General features: G+C 65.7%; 14 protein-coding genes and 1 pseudogene. 4 read left to right on the top strand and 11 right to left on the bottom strand.

Going from position 1 to position 18,892, the window contains the following annotated elements:
* From KNW02_RS13425 to chvE, 7 genes and pseudogenes are all read right to left on the bottom strand, one after another.
* A pseudogene (locus tag KNW02_RS13425) lies at positions 1–220 on the bottom strand (aldehyde dehydrogenase (NADP(+))); the annotation flags it as partial.
* 9 nt (positions 221–229) lie between these two features.
* Positions 230–1,141: a Gfo/Idh/MocA family protein gene (locus KNW02_RS13420; RefSeq protein WP_216033790.1), complete on the bottom strand. Its 912-nt coding sequence runs from the start codon at positions 1,139–1,141 to the stop codon at positions 230–232.
* Entirely contained in the window at positions 1,141–2,883 is a 1,743-nt protein-coding gene (gene araD / locus KNW02_RS13415; protein ID WP_216033789.1) for an L-arabinonate dehydratase, read from the bottom strand. Before araD ends, KNW02_RS13420 begins: the two co-directional genes overlap by 1 nt.
* Before the next feature lie 8 nt (positions 2,884–2,891).
* The gene (gene araD1, locus KNW02_RS13410) at positions 2,892–3,890 is read right to left on the bottom strand and encodes an AraD1 family protein (protein WP_216033788.1); all 999 of its coding nucleotides are present in this window, start codon (positions 3,888–3,890) and stop codon (positions 2,892–2,894) included.
* Positions 3,891–3,893: 3 nt separating this feature from the next.
* Positions 3,894–5,084, bottom strand: coding sequence for a multiple monosaccharide ABC transporter permease (mmsB, locus tag KNW02_RS13405; protein ID WP_216033787.1), 1,191 nt, complete (start codon positions 5,082–5,084; stop codon positions 3,894–3,896).
* 10 nt (positions 5,085–5,094) lie between these two features.
* Positions 5,095–6,615, bottom strand: coding sequence for a multiple monosaccharide ABC transporter ATP-binding protein (gene mmsA, locus KNW02_RS13400; RefSeq protein ID WP_216033786.1), 1,521 nt, complete (start codon positions 6,613–6,615; stop codon positions 5,095–5,097).
* 54 nt (positions 6,616–6,669) lie between these two features.
* A complete protein-coding gene (gene chvE / locus KNW02_RS13395; protein ID WP_216033785.1) occupies positions 6,670–7,725 on the bottom strand; it encodes a multiple monosaccharide ABC transporter substrate-binding protein in 1,056 nt (351 codons plus the stop codon).
* Between the two features lie 136 nt (positions 7,726–7,861).
* On the opposite strand from chvE, the gene KNW02_RS13390 reads away from it, so the two are divergent.
* The gene (locus KNW02_RS13390; RefSeq protein ID WP_216033784.1) at positions 7,862–8,824 is read left to right on the top strand and encodes a LysR family transcriptional regulator; all 963 of its coding nucleotides are present in this window, start codon (positions 7,862–7,864) and stop codon (positions 8,822–8,824) included.
* Positions 8,825–8,846: 22 nt separating this feature from the next.
* Here KNW02_RS13390 and KNW02_RS13385 read toward each other — a convergent pair whose 3' ends face one another.
* The 3 genes from KNW02_RS13385 to KNW02_RS13375 form a co-directional block, all read right to left on the bottom strand.
* Positions 8,847–10,931 (bottom strand): NHL repeat-containing protein, encoded by a 2,085-nt coding sequence (locus KNW02_RS13385; RefSeq protein ID WP_216033783.1) that lies wholly within the window; start codon positions 10,929–10,931, stop codon positions 8,847–8,849.
* Between the two features lie 360 nt (positions 10,932–11,291).
* A complete protein-coding gene (locus KNW02_RS13380; RefSeq protein WP_216033782.1) occupies positions 11,292–12,239 on the bottom strand; it encodes an alpha/beta hydrolase in 948 nt (315 codons plus the stop codon).
* Between the two features lie 51 nt (positions 12,240–12,290).
* On the bottom strand, positions 12,291–13,757 hold the full coding sequence (locus tag KNW02_RS13375; protein WP_216033781.1) for a flavin-containing monooxygenase: 1,467 nt from the start codon (positions 13,755–13,757) through the stop codon (positions 12,291–12,293).
* A 105-nt stretch (positions 13,758–13,862) separates the two neighbouring features.
* Here KNW02_RS13375 and KNW02_RS13370 point away from each other — a divergent pair, with 105 nt between their 5' ends.
* Positions 13,863–14,861 carry an AraC family transcriptional regulator gene (locus tag KNW02_RS13370; RefSeq protein WP_216033780.1) on the top strand — a complete coding sequence of 333 codons (999 nt, stop codon included), beginning with the start codon at positions 13,863–13,865 and terminating at the stop codon, positions 14,859–14,861.
* 41 nt (positions 14,862–14,902) lie between these two features.
* Here KNW02_RS13370 and KNW02_RS13365 read toward each other — a convergent pair whose 3' ends face one another.
* The gene (locus KNW02_RS13365; RefSeq protein ID WP_216033779.1) at positions 14,903–15,367 is read right to left on the bottom strand and encodes a GatB/YqeY domain-containing protein; all 465 of its coding nucleotides are present in this window, start codon (positions 15,365–15,367) and stop codon (positions 14,903–14,905) included.
* Positions 15,368–15,554: 187 nt separating this feature from the next.
* Between KNW02_RS13365 and carA the strand changes: the two genes are divergently transcribed.
* Both carA and KNW02_RS13355 read left to right on the top strand, forming a co-directional pair.
* Complete coding sequence (gene carA / locus KNW02_RS13360; RefSeq protein WP_216033778.1) at positions 15,555–16,703, top strand: glutamine-hydrolyzing carbamoyl-phosphate synthase small subunit; 1,149 nt, start codon at positions 15,555–15,557, stop codon at positions 16,701–16,703.
* An 85-nt stretch (positions 16,704–16,788) separates the two neighbouring features.
* A complete protein-coding gene (locus KNW02_RS13355) occupies positions 16,789–18,891 on the top strand; it encodes a glycosyltransferase (protein WP_216033777.1) in 2,103 nt (700 codons plus the stop codon).
* Position 18,892 lies beyond the last annotated feature (1 nt).

Here is an 18,892-nt window from a genome sequence, read left to right as displayed (position 1 = left end):
CGTCGGCGATCGCCTCGAGGAAGGCGGCGCGGGCCTCGCGGCTCAGGTAGCCATAGCTCCAGAAGGCGTCTTCCGCCGCCTCGCAGGCGCGGTTCACCAGATCGACCGTGCCGACCGAGAATTCATGTACCGGGCCATGCGCCGGCTCGGAACGGAACACCGCCCCGCCGCCGACCCACGCGCCCGCGATCAGATGCTTGCCATGAGGGGTGAAGGTCATCATTGCCTCTCAGAATTCGAATGCTTCAACAGTGTTGCGGCGCCCCAGCGTGAAGGCGTCGGCAACCAGCACCATCGGTGCCAGATCGACCTCGGACGCGCCTGCGCGCACCAGCCGCGCCATCTGCGCGTAAAGCGCGGGATATTCGCCCATGATGCTGTCCTCGCCCCCCGCCGCCGCGCCGTCGATTTCCAGCAGGTTGCCGCCCATGCGCAGCGCGAGTCTGCCCGCATCGGTGACGAATTCCATGTCCCAGGTCTGCCTGCCTTCCTGCCGGAAATCGAAATCGGCGCTGATGCCTTGGGCGAAGTCCAGCCGCGCGGCGATCGGCGCCTGACGGTTGGCGGGGAAATCCAGATCCGCCTCGGCCAGATGCACGGGCATGGGCAGAATTTCGGTCAGGATCGACAGCGCGTTGATGCCGGGATCGAAAACGCCCATGCCACCGGCCTCGAAGATCCAGTCCTGACCGGGATGCCATTTGCGCACATCCTCGTGCCAGATGATCCGGCCCTCGCGGATGGTCCCGCCCGCCAGCCAGCGTTTCGCGGCGGCGACCGCATGGGCCATGCGCGAATGCCATGTGGCATAGAGGCTGACGCCCTGCGCGGCGGCCAGATCGGCCAGCGCGTGAACCTCGGCCAGCGTCGCGCCGGGAGGCTTTTCCAGCATCAGATGCCGCCCTGCCCGCAGCACCGCCTGTGCGGCGGCGAAACGCGGCAGCGGCGGCAGGCAGAGGCTGACCGTGCCGATCTCGGGGCGCGCGGCCAGCATATCCTCGATCCGGGTGAAGGCCTCGACGCCCTCGACCCGGCCCTGGCGGGATACGGTGGCGGCCAGATCCCAGTCCGGGCTGTCCGCCAGCGCCGGCACGTGCTGGTCCAGCGCGATCTTACCGATGCCGACAAGCGCGAGTTTCATCAGTGGCTGTCCTTGCCGACCGGGTTGCCGCGGCAGCCCTTGAGGAAATCCAGATCGGCGCCGGTATCGGCCCCCATCACATGGGCCTGATGCAGCCACGCGTAACCGCTGTCGGGGCGTTCATGGCTGGGTTTCCATTCCGCCAGCCGGGCAGCCAGATCCTGATCGCTGATCTCCAGATTCAGCCGGCGGTTCGGCACGTCCAGTTCGATCATGTCGCCGTCGCGGACCACCGCCAGCGGTCCACCCGCCGCCGCCTCGGGCGAGGTATGCAGGACCACGGTGCCATAGGCGGTGCCCGACATGCGCGCGTCCGAGATGCGCACCATATCGGTGATGCCCTTGCGCAGGACCTTGGGCGGAAGGCCCATATTGCCGACCTCGGACATGCCGGGATAGCCTTTGGGGCCGCAATTCTTCAGCACCATGACGCAGGTCTCGTCGATATCCAGCGCCTCGTCCTCGATCCGGGCCTTGTAGTCGTCGATATCCTCGAAGACGACCGCACGGCCGCGATGGGTCAGCAGATGTTCGGACGCAGCCGAAGGCTTCAGCACCGCGCCATTCGGCGCCAGATTGCCGCGCAAGACGGCGATGCCGCCATGATCGGTCAGCGGCTGGTCGGCCGGCAGGATCACGTCCTCGTTGTGGTTGATGACATCGCGCACCTCGTCCCAGATGGTCTGGCCGCTGACGGTCAGCGCGTCCTTGTGCAACTGCCCGCCCTCGCCCAGCCGTTTCAGCACCACCGGCAGGCCGCCGGCATAGAAGAATTCCTCCATCAGGTATTTTCCCGAGGGCATCAGGTTCACGATGGTTGCCACGTCGCGGCCACAGCGATCCCAGTCGTCCAGCGTCAGATCGACGCCGACCCGGCCCGCGATCGCCAGCAGATGAATGACCGCGTTGGTCGAGCCGCCGATGGCGCCATTGGTGCGGATCGCGTTCTCGAAGGCCTGTCTGGTCAGGATGTCCGAAGGCTTCAGATCGTCCTTGACCATCTGCACGATGCGCCGCCCCGAAAGCTGCGCCATCACCCGGCGGCGGCTGTCCACCGCAGGGATCGCGGCATTGCCGGACAGCGCCATGCCCAGGGCCTCGGCCATCGAGGCCATGGTGCTGGCCGTGCCCATGGTGTTGCAGGTGCCCGAGGACCGGCTCATCGACTGTTCGGCTTCAAGGAATTCCTCCTGCGTCATCTCGCCGGCCTTCACCGCCTCGGAGAATTTCCACAGATGGGTGCCCGAGCCGACACGCTCGCCCCGGAAATAGCCGTTCAGCATCGGCCCGCCGGTCACCACGATCGACGGAATGTCGGTCGAGGCCGCCGCCATCAGCAGCGAGGGCGTGGTCTTGTCGCAACCGACCAGCAGAACCGCACCGTCGATGGGCTGGCCGCGCATCTGTTCCTCGATGGCCAGCGCGGCCAGGTTGCGGAACATCATCGCGGTCGGGCGAAAGGTGTTCTCGCTGGCCGAAAACACCGGCACCTCGACGGGAAAGCCGCCGGCCTCCCAGACACCGGCCTTCACCTTTTCGGCCAGTTCGCGCAGATGGCCGTTGCAGGGGGTCAGGTCGGACCAGGTGTTCAGGATGCCGATGACCGGGCGGCCGTCGAACAGGTCATGCGGATAGCCCTGATTCTTCATCCAGCCGCGGTGATAGATGGTGTCGCGCGAGGTGCCGCCATACCATTCCTGCGAGCGCAGCCTGCGCGGCCATTCGGCGGGTGTGAAGGACATGGCGAACCTCAGAGGGCTGCGACGGCGACCGGGGCCGCGTCATTGGGTTGTTGGGTCAGCAGATTGCGCAGCGGCAGGCCGAAGGCGTCGCAGGCGATCTCGAATTCGTCGCCGGGACGGGTGGCGATGCCATCGGCGAAAGACAGGGTGGCGGTGCCGAAGAAATGCACATGCACGTCGCCCGGCTGGCGGAACAGGTCATATTTGAAATGGTGATGTTCCAGATTGCCGAGGCTGTGGGACATGTTGGCCTCGCCCGACAGGAACGGCTTTTCCCAGATCACCCGGCCATCGCGGATCACCCGGCTGGCGCCCTCGACATGGCCGGGCAGATCGCCCAGCAGCATCTCGGGGCCGAAACTGGCCGGGCGCAGCTTGGAATGGGCCAGCCACAGGTAATTGCCGCGCTCGGTCACATGGTCGGAAAACTCGTTGGCCAGCGCAAAACCCAGCCGGAAGGGGGTGCCGTCGGGGCCGATGACGTAGAGGCCCGCGATCTCGGGCTCTTCACCCGCGTCCAGCGCGAAGCCCGGGCTGGTCAGGGCGGCACCCGGCGCCACGGCGGCATGGCCATTGCCCTTGTAGAACCATTCCGGCTGGGCGCCGATCTGGCCCGCGCCGGGCTTGCCGCCCTCCAGCCCCATGCGGAACATCTTCATCGAGTCGGTCAGATCCTCGCGCGCCTGTTCCTTCTGGTGCATCGCGTCCCGCGTCGCGGCCGAGCCCAGATGCGTCAGCCCGGTGCCGGTCAGGTGCAGATGCGCGGGATCCGGGTGATCCAGCGGCAAGAGCAGGCGGCCTTCGGCAAGCGCCGCGGCCAGATCGACCGCCCGGCCCTGCCCCCGCGCCTCGACCTCGTCGGCCAGGCTGCGGCCCGCGGCGATGGCCGCCAGGGCCAGATCGCGGGTGCTTTGGGCGCCGGGGACCAGATGGGCGGCGCCATCCTCATCCGGACGTGCGGCGACTGCCCGGTCGCCGCCGGAAAGCGTCAGTTGCGACAGAAACATGGCTCAGGCTTCCTTGTTCTTGTTGTAGACGTCGAAGAACACGGCGGCCAGCAGCACCAGACCCTTGATGACCTGCTGATAGTCGATGCCGATGCCAAGGATCGACATGCCGTTGTTCATCACCCCCATGATAAAGGCGCCGACCACCGCGCCCACGATCTTGCCCGATCCCCCGGCCATGGACGCCCCGCCGATGAAGACGGCAGCGATCACGTCCAGCTCCACCGCGAAACCGGCCTTGGGCGTCGCCGTGTTCAGCCGCGCGGCATAGACCAGCCCGCCGAGCGCGGCCAGAAAGCCCATGTTGACGAAGGTCAGGAAGGTCAGCCGCTCGGTGCGGATGCCCGACAGTTTCGCGGCCTTGGCATTCCCGCCCACGGCATAGACCCTGCGGCCCAGCGTGGTGCGTTCGGTGATGAACACATAGACCACGGTCAGGATCACCATCGACAGCATCACGTTCGGCAGGCCGCGGAACCATGCCAGTTTCCAGGTCACGAACAGCAGGGCCGCGGCGACGATCGCATTGCGCAGCACGAACAGGCCGAAGGGTTCATCCTCGATCCCGTAGCGGGCGTTTCGGGCGCGGGTCCGCAGACCCAGCCACAAAAGGATCAGAACCGTGACCACACCCACCGCCAGCGCCAGCACATTCGGCTTGCCGACGCCGAACAGGTCGGGGATGAAGCCATTGGCCAGCGACTGGAAGCTGGGCGGAAACGGCCCGACCGACTGCCCGGCCAGCAGCCACAACGACAGGCCCCGGAAGACCAGCATCCCCGCCAGCGTGACGATGAAGGACGGGATCTTCCAATAGGCGACGAAATAGCCCTGCGCCGCACCGATGGCGGCGCCACAGGCCAGACAGGCGATCATCGCGACAAAGACCGGCAGGTCCCAGCGGACGATCATCACCGCCGCCAGCGCGCCGACAAAGCCCATGACGGATCCGACCGACAGGTCGATATGGCCCGCCACGATCACCATCAGCATGCCCAGAGCCATGATGATGATATAGCTGTTCTGCAGGAACAGGTTGGTGATGTTCACCGGTCGCAGCAGCACGCCGCCAGTGACGATCTGGAAGAACAGCATGATCGCGATCAGCGCGAACAAGAGCCCGTATTCGCGGATATGCTTGGCGATATAGGCTCCGATGCCGATACCGGTGCTGGCCTGCTCGGTCTGTTCCATGACCTTCCCCCTATTCCCTGACGATCAGCGACATGATGGCCTCCTGGCTGGCCTCGTCGGCCGTCAGTTCGCCGACAAAGCTGCCCTCGTTCATCACATAGATCCGGTCGCACATGCCCAGCAGCTCCGGCATCTCGGACGAGATCATGATGACGGCCTTTCCGGCCGCGCTGAGTTCGTTGATGATGCTGTAGATTTCGTATTTCGCGCCGACGTCGATGCCGCGTGTCGGCTCATCGAGGATCAGGACATCGGGTTCGGTGAACAGCCATTTGGCCAGCACCACCTTCTGCTGATTGCCGCCCGACAGGTTCATCACCTTCTGGAATACCGACGGCGTGCGGATCCGCAGCGTGCGGCGATAGTCCTCGGCCACCTCGGTCTCGCGGCTTTCATCGACGACACCGCGCCGCGCGACCGCGCCAAGATTGGCCAGAACCGTGTTGCGGCGGATGGTTTCCTCGAGGATCAGGCCCAGCGTCTTGCGGTCCTCGGTGACATAGGCCAGCCCCGCCCCGATCGCGCGGTCCACGGTCGAGACATCGGCCCTCTGCCCCCGCAGCAGCACCTGACCCGAAATTTTGCGCCCGTATGAGCGGCCAAAGACGCTCATCGCCAGTTCGGTCCGGCCCGAGCCCATCAGACCCGCGATGCCCACCACCTCGCCGGCGCGGACATTCATGGACAGGTCTTCGATCACCTGCCGGTCGGCATGTTCGGGATGCCAGACATTCCAGTTCTTCAACTCGAACATCGTCTCGCCCGCCCGCCTTTCCCGTTCGGGATAGCGATGCGCCATGTCGCGGCCGACCATGTCGCGCACGATCCGGTCCTCGGTCAGATCGCCGCCGCGCGCGTCGATGGTCGAGATGGTCGCGCCGTCGCGGATCACGGTCACGCTGTCGGCGACGCGGCGGACCTCGTTCAGCTTGTGACTGATGATGATCGAGGTGACGCCCTGCGCCTTCAGTTCCAGCAGCAGCTCCAGCAGCGCCTGGCTGTCGGATTCCGACAGCGCGGCGGTCGGTTCATCCAGGATCAGCAGGCGCACATTCTTCGACAAAGCCTTGGCGATTTCCACAAGCTGCTGCTTGCCCACGCCCAGACTGTCCACCTTGGTGCCCGGCGCCTCGCGCAGCCCGACCTTGGCCAGCAGCCCTTCGGTCAGGCGGAAGGTCTCGGGCCAGTCGATGACGCCGCCCTTGGCGCATTCATTGCCCAGAAAGATATTCTCGGCGATGGACAGAAGCGGCACGAGGGCCAGTTCCTGATGGATGATGATGATGCCGCGATCCTCGCTGTCGCGGATGCCGCGGAATGCGGCGGTGCCGCCGTCGTAATGGATCTCGCCGTCATAGCTGCCCGTCGGATAGACGCCGGACAGCACCTTCATCAGCGTGGATTTTCCGGCCCCGTTCTCGCCGCAGATGGCGTGGATCTCGCCCTCGCGGACCGACAGGCTGACATTGTCCAGCGCCTTCACGCCCGGGAATGTCTTGGTGATATTGCGCATTTCCAGAAGCGCGGTCATGGCGGCATCTCCGAAACGGGGGCCGCCCCGCGCGGGGCGGCCCGGTTTGCGCGCTTACTGGACCTGCTCGGCGGTGTAGTAACCCGAGCCGATCAGGATCTTCTCCCAGTTCGAGGCATCGACGCCCACCGGCTCCAGCAGGTAGGAGGGCACGACCTTGACGCCGTTGTCATAGGTTTCGGTATTGTTGATCTCGGGCTCACCGCCTTTCAGCATGGCATCGACCATGCCGACGGTGACGCGGGCCAGTTCGCGAGTGTCCTTGAACACGGTCGAATACTGCTCGCCCGCGAGGATCGACTTGACCGACTGCACCTCGGCGTCCTGGCCGGTGACGATCGGCATCGCCATGTCGCCCGAGCCGTAGCCCACGCCCTTCAGCGAGGACAGGATGCCGATCGACAGCCCGTCATAGGGGGCCAGCACGCCATGGACCTGCTTGTCGGTGTAATTCGCCGACAGAAGGTTATCCATCCGCGCCTGCGCCACGGCGCCGTCCCAACGCAGGGTGCCAACCGTGTCCATGCCCATCTGGCCCGAGACGATCTGGATATCACCGGAATCGATCAGCGGCTGGATTACCGACATGGCGCCGTCATAGAAGAAATAGGCGTTGTTGTCGTCGGGGCTGCCACCGAACAGTTCGACATTCCACGGCTTCTGGTCGGGGAAGCGTTCCTTCAGCCCGGCGACCAGCGAACTGGCCTGCGTGACGCCGACCTTGAAGTTGTCGAAGGTGGCGTAATAGCTGACATCCGGCGTGTCGCGGATCAGCCGGTCATAGGCAATCACCTTGATGTCCGAGGCCGCGGCATTGGCCAGCGCGTTCGACAGCGTGGTGCCGTCGATGGCTGCGATCACCAGAACGTCGACGCCCTTGGTGATCATGTTCTCGACCTGGGCCAGCTGGTTCGGGATGTCATCCTCGGCATATTGCAGGTCGGTCTCGTAGCCCGCTTCCTGAAACTGCTTGACCATGTTGTTGCCGTCGTCGATCCAGCGCGCCGAGGATTTCGTCGGCATCGAGATACCCACGGTTTCGGCCATCGCACCGGCAGCAAGCCACGATGCTCCGATCGCCAGCGCGACCGCGGCGGTTCTGATTTTCATGCTGTTCCTCCCTGTGACGGCACATCGCCGCCGTATTCTTCTGTCGCCGCCCGGCAAGGGGCCGCAGCAAAACCCTAGCAAGTCATCTGCATGATGGTAAAATGAGATCTGTCATAATCTGCATACCGGAATAGATATGCCGAATACTCCCGCCCGCCTGATGCTGAAGCCCGCGCAGCTGCGGCTGATCCATGCCATCGGTGAACACGGCCAGCTGCAGATTGCCGCGCAGGCCTGCGCGATGACCCAGCCCGCCGCCTCGCGGATGTTGGCCGAGACCGAGCGTCAGGTCGGCGCGCCGCTGTTCCTGCGCCAGCCGAAGGGCATGGAACCGACCGAGATCGGGCGCAACGTCCTGCGTCGCGCGCGGGTGATCCTGCGCGAGATGTTCAGCATGGCCTCGGACGTGACCGCGCTGCGCGGCGGTTTCGCCGGATCGGTGCGGATCGGCGCGGTCACGGGCCCGGCGGTCGGCTATCTGGTCTCGGCCATCCGCAGGATCAAGCAACAATCACCCGAGGCCGATATCACCGTCGATGTGATGCCCTCGCGCGAGCTTCTGGGCCATCTTGCGGCGGGCGAGATGGATTTCGTGCTGGCCCGCATCCTGCCGGAATTCGAAAGCCGCGACCTCGACATCCTGCCGATGCAGGACGAGAAGGTCAGCTTCCTGGTCCGCGCCAGCCACCCGATGGCGCGCGCCCATTCGGTCACGCTGACCGAGATGTGGGAATACGAGTGGATCATGCAACAGCGCGGCGCCCCGATCCGCGAGGCCACGCTGGGCGCCTTCGCCGCCGTCGGGCTGGCCGAGCCGCAAAACATCGTCAACAGCCCCTCGCTGCTGCTGACCATCGCCTATCTGGCGCATACCGATGCGGTCGCGCCGCTTTCGGACGAGGTTGCGCAACTGTTGAAGCAACCACCGGTCAGTGCCGGCTTCGCAACGCTTCGCATGGCCCGCGACATCCGGGTGCCGCCCTATTACCTGCTGAGCCTGCATCGGCGTCCTCTGTCGCCGCTGGCCCAACGCCTGCGCGGCGCGGTGGTCGAGCGGCTGCGCGATGGCGCCGCCAGCACCTGGCATGAACTGGGCTGACCTTGCGGCGCCCGACTGCCGCTTACCAGCCCTGCACCTGACTGCCGACCACCGGGGTCCTGACGGGTTTCGCCAGACCGAAGAACACCACGAAGCCGTTGCCGCCGCAGCGAGTCGAGACGGTCTCGTCCGGGGTCTGCGTCAGGCAGACCTCATCCATCAGGTCAATGTTGTTGGCCGCCCAGACGTTTCCGGCCGGATCCACCGCGACGCCGGTGAGGAACTGCATCCCCTTTCCGGCATAACCCGTCCCGGGCGGAGAGATCGTGTCGCCGGTCTTCGTGCCGGGGGGACAGGTCTCGATCCGTACGCCGCAGAGTTCGGTCAGCGTCTTTCCAAATCCGTTCGCGACCCAGACATGGTCGTTGCCATCGACCGTGATGCCCCAGGGGCCGCTGACGCTTCCACCACCGTTGAAGGGAGAGCCGGGCGCCTGCGTGCCGTCCGGACGTATCATGCTGACACTGCCCCCGGGGAATTCCTCGATGATGCGGACGAGGGCGATGAACTTTTCGACCGTCTCGTCTCCGGCGCTGGCCGAACCCAGCCTGCTTTCCAGTTCGCTCCTGATCTTGGTCCGAAGCAGTTCCAGCTTCTCCTTGGTGCCGGGCTCACCCAGGGTATTTGCAACCCAGGCATTGCCCTGGCTGTCGATGGCAATGGCGTGCGGGCTGTAGCCGACCTGCAGCTCTTCGGCCTTGCCGGGGTCATCCGCCGGGAAGCGCGTCACCGTGTTGGAATTGGCGTTGGAGACCAGAACCCGCCCCTGCAGGTCAAAGGCGACATGGAACGGCCCCTTCACCTGGCAGGTGCCGTCAACCGGCTTGTCGTCGACGGTGCGGCAGAGGATGCGCGCCCTGGCCGGATCGCCATCCGGCAGGTGGACGATCTGGCTCTTGCTGGAATCCAGTGCCCAGACATCGCCGTCGGGCGTCGTGTTGATGCCCTGCATGCCGCCAAGCTGCCCGTCCAGATGGTAGCCCGTTGACGGGGACAGAGGCTGTCCGGCCGGGTCGAAGACCGAGATCGTCCTGCCCTCGATGCTTGTCACCCAGACCTTGCCGTCGCCCGCGACCGTCAGACCCCAGCCGGGGAAATCCACGCCGCCGCCGGTATAGCCGGCGGTCATCGGCGAAAGGGGCCGGCCATTCGCCGCGAGTTCGGAAAGCGTCCCGCCGATCCCGCCGTACATGGTCGATTGCGAACCCGCCATCTGGTTGTTTGCCGCCCAGGCATCGCCATCCCCGTCAATGGCAATGCCGCCAAGGCCGCTCAGGCCGCCGCCCGCATAGCGCAGCGCAATGGTCCAGCTGCCCGGAGCGAAGGAAAGATAGGGCCGGAACGGAGCGCTGCGGGAACCGGGCCCCTGCGGGGCCGGATAGAGGTGATCAAACACCGCGAACAGATCCGCGGGCCTGTTCCAGGGATGCAGCGCGATCGCCTGCGCCGCGGTCAGGGTGTCGGACGGGGCGGGTCCTCCGGGTGGCGTGGACGCCTCGAACAGCCTTTCGCAGGCGTCAGGCTGAACGCGAGTGATGCACCCCGCCAGCAGGTTTCCGACCGTGGTCATCGTGGCCATCGAGGTGGTCTGGGTGCTGTTCAGGGGGTCCTGGATCACGGGGCCCAGCCCCCCGGTCGCGATCTCGACCAGATTGGGCACATTGCCGGCGGCAATCTGCAATCCGAGGGCATGTCCGCTGAAGGCATCACCCTGCAGAAACTGCGCGCCCGCCCAGACCGATGCCACGGTGGTCAGCTCGTTGATCGTCACCTCCGTTGGGGCGGTGGCGCCCAGCACTGCCATCAGCCCGATCGCCGGATTGTCCGCCTGCACCGCATCAAGCCTGGCTTCCCCGCCTCTGGCCGTCAGGTAGAGCACGCCACCATGCGTCGTCCCGGCATCAAATTCGAAGCGGAAGGCGCCGTCTTGATCCGTAGTCGCTTCGGACAGCTTTGCAGGCTCTGCCTCACCCGCGACCCACAGCACCACCGATGATTTCGCAACGGGACCGCCACCGCCAGTGACCTTGCCGACAATCTGCTCGGCCGAGGCGACCTGTCCAAGGGTCAGGGCTGCAAGAAGGGCAGCGGGTAACGGCAGGCGCATGCTGGTATCCTCCACAGGTGCGCCCAACAGCGCACACTCTTCCCAGGGCAGGCAGCATCAAGCGCCCACGCGCGAAAGCGATGAGTAACATCCTATCACTTCTCATCACAATCACGGCAATAATTTTGCCGGAAGGAGCGTCAGGACGATGGCCTTGAGCGGAGGCAGCCAACCCCACCTGCCGGTCAAGGATTTCGGGCGCACCGACCAGGCGCGGCGGTCCGTCGCCGAAGTGATCGACAGTCACGCCGACCCGCCAATACCGTGCATAATGACGTGTGCGCCCGGGCGATCCCGGGCGCACAAGGGCCGTTTCGTGCATCTACTTCGATGGACGCGCCACGGGGGTATGACTGCCCCTCAGGCCGCGACCTCCTTGCCGCCCGTCTGGTGGTCCGAGGCCGCAGCCTTCGCTGCAGGCAGAACCTCGTCGAGGAAGGCCAGTTGCAGGGAGATGTTCCGCTCGAACGCCTCGCCCGAGTGGAGTTCGAAATGATCGGTATCCAGCAGGGCGAAGCGCCCATTGGGGATACGTTCCGCCGCGATCCGCGCCGAACGGGCGGGAACGATGGTATCCCGGCTGCCGGCAAGGATCAGTGTCGGCGCCTTGATCCGGCGGACATGACGGATCGGACTGTAGAACGGCAGTTCAAGAAAGACGCGGGCACGGGCCCGGTTCTCCCACGGGGCGCCCTCGGGAACCATGCCGACATAACCCTCCCATGCGCCCGGCGCGCTCAGCGCGGCGACATCGCCCGGGCGGCCGACGGTCGCGGCATAATGCGGCTTGCCGAAGGCCCCGCCGATCAGGTCGCGGATCCCGGCCAGCGACAGGCGTGGCAGCGTCAAGGGCGGAACCTGCGCGATGCTGGCCGGCCCGCTGACATGCGGAACCTGGGCGATCACCGCGCCCACGCCGTGATCATGCGCCGCCGTCTGCAGCACATGCCCGCCCGAGAGCGAGACCCCCCAGAGGACCAACCGCTCGCCATCGACCTGCGGCAGGGCGCGGACATGCGCGATGGCCGCAGCCCAGTCCTGCAATTGCCGGCGCGGGCTGACCCATTGCCGCGGCTTACCTTCACTATGGCCAAAGCCGCGATAGTCAAAGGCATAGACGGCGTAGCCGCTGGCCGAAAACCTTTCCGCGAAAGCCTGCAGGCCGACATCGCGGATGGCGCCGAAACCATGCGCCATGACGATGACCGGAGGCCTGCTGACGCCCTTGGGCAGCCACAGGCTGCCGTCGCAGCGGTCGCCCTTGCTGATGAACCGGGATTCCACGGTTTCGATCTCGTAGCTGTTCATGATCGTATCTCCTTGGAAAAGAGGCGCTGCCACCGGGGCCGCGCCCGAGATTCAGGCCGCCCGCGACCATTCCAGCGCCGTGTCATCCACCGGCTTGCCGAACATCTTGCGGTCCTTTTCGAGGTGATGAACCACCTGCCAGTTACCGCTGCGCCCCTGACGCGGCATGACCGCCTCGCCGCGCTTGACATATCCGGCCTGAAGGCTTGCGACGATGTTCTCGTCAAGCATTTCACCGTCGGGCGCCCGGGGCGTGACCACATCGACCCCGCGCTTGTCCATCTCGTTCAGCTCGCGGCAGACATAATCCGCGGCCATGTCGATCTTCAGCGTCCAGGAGATGTTGGTATAGCCGAATAGCCAGGCGAAATTCGGCAGATCCTGCGCCAGAACGCCCTTGTAGGTCAGCCGGTTGCCGATCGGCGAGGGTTGGTGATCGATGGTCAGTTCGGTCCCGCCCAGCATCTGCAGTTCCAGCCCCGTCGCGGTGATGATGATGTCCGCCTCGAGCTCGCGACCGGATTTCAGCAGGATACCCTTTTCGGTGAAACGCTCGATATGGTCGGTGACGACCGAGGCCTTGCCCTCGCGCAGCACCTTGAACAGATCGCCATTCGGCACCGCGCAGAGCCGCTCGTCCCAGGGCATGTATTTCGGGGTGAAATGCTGCATGTCGAATTCCGGACCGACCTGCTTGCGCACCGAGCGCAGCAGCATCTTGCGCATGGTCTGCGGGAAACGGCGCGACAGCTTGTAGATCGAACGCTGGACGAGGATGTTGCGGCGGCGGGCGAACCTGTAGATCCAGCTTTCCGGCAGGACTCGCTTCAGCGCGCCCGTCATCTTGTCGATGGCCGGCAGCGTATAGACATAGCTGGGCGAGCGCTGCAGCATGGTGATCTCAGCCGTGTCATCGGCCATCGCCGGGATCAGCGTCACCGCCGTCGCACCGCTGCCGATGACCACGACCCGCTTGCCCTTGTAGTTCAGGTCTTCCGGCCAGTGCTGGGGATGGATGCAGAGGCCCTTGTAATCCTCGACCCCGGGGAATTTCGGCAGATAGCCCTGGTCGTGGTTGTAGTATCCGGTCGCCGAGACGAGGAAGTTGCAGGTATAGACCCGCTCTTCGCCGCTTTCCTCATGAACGGCCGTCACCGTCCAGCGGCGCTCGGCGCTGGACCAGTCGGCACCGGTGGTCTTGATGCCGAAGCGGACATGCTGGTCAAGGCCGAAGTCACGGGCGGTCTCGTTCACATAGGTCCGGATCGAGGGGCCGTCGGCCAGGATCCGGGTGTCGGTCCAAGGCCGGAAATCATAGCCGAAGGACATCATGTCGGAATCCGAGCGGATGCCGGGATAGCGGAACAGGTCCCAGGTCCCGCCGATGGCCTGCCGACGCTCGAGGATCGCGAAGCTCTTGCCGGGGCATTCGCTTTTCAGGTGATAGGCCATGCCGATGCCGGAAATGCCGGCGCCGATGATCAGGACGTCAAAATGGTTGTCGGTGTTGCTGGTCATCTGTTCCTCCCCAAACCGCATTCTCAAGGAGGCAATGTAGCGTTTTGCCGCAGCTTCATCTTGACGCTGCGGGACAAACATTTAACGTTTCGGGACATGAATTCCATGGTACGTTCTGCCGGGTTGCGGGGATACGAAGAGGTCATGCGCAGCCTCGGCGTTGATCCCGCGCCCTTGCTGCAGCGCCATCGCATTCCACCGGGGGCAATTCAGGATGACGATGCACTGCTGCCGCTGGGCACGGTGGCGCAGCTTCTTGAATCCAGCAGTACATCGGCCGATTGCCCCGATCTCGGGCTGCGCATCGCCGAGAATTATGACATCGCGAATCTGGGCGCATTAGGTGTGATGGTCCAGGGCGCCGAAACGGCCCGCGACGCACTGGAACTGGCATCGCGATACCTGTTCATCCACAGCCCGGGGCTGGTGCTGTCGATCCACGACCACAGCCCGCTGATCGAGGATGCGATCGAGCTGACCCTCGAAATCCGGTTGCCCGGCAGTCCCCCGCAGCGGCAGATGATCGATCTGACATTGGGCGCGGCGCACAAGCTCTTCGAGGTGCTGCTGGGCAAGCATTACGATCTCAGGCTCGCCACGCTGCCGCATGATCCGGTCGCCCCGCTCGGCCGCTATCGCCGTTTCTTCGATGCTCCGGTGGCCGCGGATCAGGCAGGCGCGACCCTGCACCTGATGGCGGCCACGCTGAACGCATCCCTGCCCGGCGGCAACCCGGCCCTGAAGCAGATCACCGCGGACTATCTGTCGCGCCATTTCCGGGTCCCGGGCGACAGGGTCAGCACCCGGGTGCGGCTGGCGTTGCGTCGTGTTCTGGGCACGCAGAAGGCCAGTCGCGAGGCCGTCGCCGAGATGCTGGCCATTCACCCAAGGACCCTGCATCGGCGGCTGAAGGAGGAGGGCACAAGCTTCGAGGAGATCAAGGAGACCCTGCGCAAGGATCTGGCGCTGCAATTCCTGACCGAGACCCAGATCCCCCTCAGCCAGTTGTCAGGGCTTCTGGGTTTTCCCGAACAGTCGGGGTTCACCCGATCCTGCCGGCGCTGGTTCGGCCGGACACCATCGTCGATCAGAAAGGGCAGCTGACCGGCCAGCGCAGGGCGGCCGTCCGCCGGGGCATTCACGGCTTAATGCAGCAGCCGGGCCTTCACCATCGGCCCGACGCTGCCGAAATCCATCTGCCCGGCATGACGCGCGCGCAATTCGGCCATGACCCGGCCCATGTCGCGGATGCTGGAGGCGCCAAGATCGTCGATGACCGCATCGACCGCCGAGACCGTCTCGGCCTCGTTCAACTGCCGGGGCAGGAATTCCTGGATGACGCCGATCTCGTCCATTTCCTTCTGCGCCAGTTCCAGCCGCCCGCCCTCTTCATAGGCCTTGGCCGATTCCATGCGCTGCTTGACCATTTTCGACAGGATCGCGATCAGGTCCATCTCGGTCAGTTCGCTGTTGTCGCCGTCGTCGCCGCGCGCGGCGATCTCGCGGTCCTTGACCGCTGCGCCGATCAGGCGCAGCGTGGACAGGCGCGCGCTGTCCCGTGCCTTCATGGCGTCCTTCGTGGCGGCTTGCAATCTGGCTCGCAGGTCCATGGGTCCGTCTCCCGGGGTTGTCCCTTGGGCGGGGCGCCGGTGCGGCACCAGCCCGAAAGCCCGCGATGTAGGCCCGCAGGCCGATGGAATCAAGCAGTGCGCTGAATCGCCCGCGGCACCCGCTGACGGCTTGACCTCGGGCGGAGCGCCCCCTATTGACCGGCTGATTTCAGACAGAGGTGCCGACATGGCCACAAAACCGACCGCCTGCCTAGCGCTTGCCGACGGGACCGTCTTCTACGGTCAGGGCTTCGGCGCCCCTGGTGAGGTGGTGGCGGAACTGGTCTTCAACACCGCGATGACCGGCTATCAGGAGATCATGACCGATCCCTCCTATGCCAGTCAGGTGGTCACCTTCACCTTCCCCCATATCGGCAATACCGGCATCACCCCCGAGGATGACGAGGCGACCGAGCCGGTCGCCAGCGGCATCGTCGTACGCTGGGATCCGACCGAACCCTCGAACTGGCGCGCGGCCGGCGAGCTGTCGGACTGGATGAGCCGGCGGGGCCGGCCCGGCATCGGTGGCGTGGATACCCGTCGGCTGACCCGTGCGATCCGCCAGCTGGGCGCGCCGCATGTCGTGCTGGCCCATGACCCGGACGGCAATTTCGACATCGAGGCGATGATCGCCCGCGCCCGCGACTGGCCAGGGCTGGTCGGGCTGGATCTGGCCCGGGAGGTCAGTTGCCGGCAAAGCTATCGCTGGGATCAGGGATCCTGGGAGTGGAGCAAGGGTTTCGGCCCCGCCACCGAGGGCAAGCCGTTCCGGGTGGTGGCACTGGATTACGGTGCCAAGCGCAACATCCTGCGCTCGCTCGTGGCGCATGGCGCCGATGTGACCGTGCTGCCGGCCACCGCCACGGCCGATGAGGTCCTGGCCTATGAACCCGAGGGCGTCTTCCTGTCCAACGGCCCCGGCGACCCGGCGGCGACCGGCGACTATGCGGTGCCGATGATCCAGGCACTTCTTGCGCGCGATCTGCCGATCTTCGGCATCTGCCTCGGGCACCAGATGCTGGCGCTGGCGCTTGGCGCGAAGACCGTCAAGATGAACCACGGCCATCACGGCGCCAACCATCCGGTCAAGGACATGGAAACCGGCAAGGTCGAGATCACCTCGATGAACCATGGCTTCGCCGTCGATTCGCAGACCCTGCCCGAGGGCGTCATCGAAACCCATGTCAGCCTGTTCGACGGCAGCAATTGCGGCATCCGGGTCGAGGACAAGCCGGTCTTTTCGGTCCAGTACCATCCCGAGGCCGCACCCGGCCCGCAGGACAGCCTCTATCTGTTCCGCCGCTTTGCAGAATCGATGCGGGCGCGGCGCGACTGACAGCCGGTGTTGCGGGCGCCGGCACGCTTAACCTCTTGTTAACCTCCGCCATGACAACACTGGGCCTTCCCGAGAGGAATCGCCCATGGCCGAGCCCGCATTCCAGCATCCGCCGCTCCTCCTCAGCGACGAGGACACACCACCGCGGGGTTCCGCCCTCGCCCCGCGCAGCAGGCTGCCGCTGGGGCAGATTCTGCTGGAGGACGGCGCGGTCGACCCCGGCAACCTGCTGAAGGCGGTGGTGATGCGGCAGCGCCAGAAGGTGCGGCTGGGTCAGATCCTGATGGCGCATAACTGGGTCACGCCCGAGGCGCTGACCCGCGCGCTTTCGCGGCAATGGCGGACGGCGGTTGTCGATCCGGCCATCACCCCGGGCGATCCGCGCCTGATCGACGCGGCAGGCGCTGGCTTTTGCCTTGCCAACGGCATCCTGCCATGGCGCCGGATCGGCGGTGTCACCTGGGTCGCCACCGCCCGGCCCGAGCAATTTGCCGATCTCTGCCCGAAACTGCCGGCGGAATTCGGGCATATCCAGATGCTTCTTTGCGAGGAGGAACAGGTCCGGACGGCGGTCCTGAAGACGCGGTGCAGCGCCATGATCCGGGCCGCTGAACTGAGCGTCCGGCCCACGGAAAGCTGCCGCACCCGTAACGAGCGGCGCAGCGGGGGGCTGGCCCTAACACTGATGGCGGTGCTCGCGATGGGCCTCTGGCTGATGCCGGTCATCCTGCTGACGGTGCTGAGCGTCTGGGCGGCCCTGACACTGGTCGCACAGACCGGGTTGAAACTGCTGGCCTTCGCCGCCAGCCTGCGGATTGCATCCGAACGGCGCGCGCTGCGGCGATCCATACCTGAGGGGCAACCGGCCGCATCGCAGATGAATGTGCCGCTGCCGGTGATCTCGGTCATGGTGCCGCTGTTTCGGGAAAGCGACGTGGCCGGCCGGCTGCTGTCGCGGCTGGCGCGGCTGGACTATCCGCGCGAACTGACCGACATCCTGTTGGTGGTCGAGGCCGGGGACAGCGTGACGCGACGGGCGCTGGAGGGAGTCAGCCTGCCCTTCTGGCTGCGGATCATCGAGGTGCCCGCGGGCCCGCTGCAGACCAAGCCCCGCGCGCTGAACTATGCGCTGAACTTCTGCCGCGGAGAGATCGTCGGCGTCTGGGATGCCGAGGATCGCCCCGATCCCGACCAGCTGCACAGGATCGCCCGCGGCTTTCACCATGCGGCGGCGGATGTGGCCTGCCTGCAGGGGGCGCTGGATTACTATAACCCGCGCAGCAACTGGCTGGCCCGCTGCTTCACCATCGAATACGCCGCCTGGTTCCGGGTCCTGCTGCCCGGCATCGCGCGGCTGGGCCTGATCGTGCCGCTGGGGGGCACGACGCTGTTCTTCCGCCGCGAGGCTCTGGAAGCCGTCGGCGCCTGGGACGCCTGGAATGTCACCGAGGATGCCGATCTGGGTGTGCGGCTGGCGCGTCGCGGCTGGCGGACGGAACTGATCGACACGACCACCGACGAAGAGGCGAATTGCCGCGTCCTGCCCTGGATCAGACAGCGGTCGCGCTGGCTTAAGGGCTATGCGATGACCTGGGGGGTCCATATGCGCGATCCGCGCGGGCTGTGGCGCGATCTTGGCGCCCGGCGCTTCTGTGCCTTTCAGGTCCAGTTCTTCGGCACCTTGTCGCAGTACCTGCTGGCCCCGGTGCTGTTGAGCTTCTGGCTGCTGAGCCTTGGCCTACCGCACCCGTTGCGCGAACCGCTGGCGGCTGTCTGGGGCGGTCACGCCATCGCGGGGCTGTTCGCCCTGTTCGTCTTTTCCGAGGTTGTCAGCATCACGGTCGGCCTATGGGCCGTGCGGGGCGCAAGGCACCGGCATCTGCTGGGCTGGGTGCCGACGCTGCATTTCTACTTCCCACTCGGCTGCCTTGCCGGATGGAAGGCAATCTATGAGGTCGTGGTCAGGCCGTTCTACTGGGACAAGACCGAGCATGGCATCTTTGACGACGCGGACATTACGGCGATCCCCGAGACTGCCGATGACGGCACGGTGCGGTTGCCGCTTTTCGGATCGATCGGCGGCCGCTCGCTGGCCGATCTCGCCGGTCAATCCGGCGACCGCCCCGATGCCCGGGGCGCGGGCTACGCGGCGAGGCCGCCGGTAACCTCTCATGCGGCCTCGGCCTGAT

Origin of the sequence: Paracoccus marinaquae, assembly GCF_018860165.1 — a bacterium.
In the GTDB taxonomy this organism is placed as follows: domain Bacteria; phylum Pseudomonadota; class Alphaproteobacteria; order Rhodobacterales; family Rhodobacteraceae; genus Paracoccus; species Paracoccus marinaquae.
The sequence above is the reverse complement of the archived record's forward strand: the minus strand, read 5'-3'. Positions and strand labels throughout refer to the sequence as shown.

Bases quoted from the DNA above. Each gene is read 5' to 3' on its own strand.
- KNW02_RS13420 (WP_216033790.1), bottom strand. From the start codon at position 1,141: ATGAAACTCGCGCTTGTCGGCATCGGTAAGATCGCGCTGGACCAGCAC.
- araD (WP_216033789.1), bottom strand. From the start codon at position 2,883: ATGTCCTTCACACCCGCCGAATGGCCGCGCAGGCTGCGCTCGCAGGAA.
- araD1 (WP_216033788.1), bottom strand. From the start codon at position 3,890: ATGTTTCTGTCGCAACTGACGCTTTCCGGCGGCGACCGGGCAGTCGCC.
- mmsB (WP_216033787.1), bottom strand. From the start codon at position 5,084: ATGGAACAGACCGAGCAGGCCAGCACCGGTATCGGCATCGGAGCCTAT.
- mmsA (WP_216033786.1), bottom strand. From the start codon at position 6,615: ATGACCGCGCTTCTGGAAATGCGCAATATCACCAAGACATTCCCGGGC.
- chvE (WP_216033785.1), bottom strand. From the start codon at position 7,725: ATGAAAATCAGAACCGCCGCGGTCGCGCTGGCGATCGGAGCATCGTGG.
- KNW02_RS13390 (WP_216033784.1), top strand. From the start codon at position 7,862: ATGCCGAATACTCCCGCCCGCCTGATGCTGAAGCCCGCGCAGCTGCGG.
- KNW02_RS13385 (WP_216033783.1), bottom strand. From the start codon at position 10,931: ATGCGCCTGCCGTTACCCGCTGCCCTTCTTGCAGCCCTGACCCTTGGA.
- KNW02_RS13380 (WP_216033782.1), bottom strand. From the start codon at position 12,239: ATGAACAGCTACGAGATCGAAACCGTGGAATCCCGGTTCATCAGCAAG.
- KNW02_RS13375 (WP_216033781.1), bottom strand. From the start codon at position 13,757: ATGACCAGCAACACCGACAACCATTTTGACGTCCTGATCATCGGCGCC.
- KNW02_RS13370 (WP_216033780.1), top strand. From the start codon at position 13,863: ATGGTACGTTCTGCCGGGTTGCGGGGATACGAAGAGGTCATGCGCAGC.
- KNW02_RS13365 (WP_216033779.1), bottom strand. From the start codon at position 15,367: ATGGACCTGCGAGCCAGATTGCAAGCCGCCACGAAGGACGCCATGAAG.
- carA (WP_216033778.1), top strand. From the start codon at position 15,555: ATGGCCACAAAACCGACCGCCTGCCTAGCGCTTGCCGACGGGACCGTC.
- KNW02_RS13355 (WP_216033777.1), top strand. From the start codon at position 16,789: ATGGCCGAGCCCGCATTCCAGCATCCGCCGCTCCTCCTCAGCGACGAG.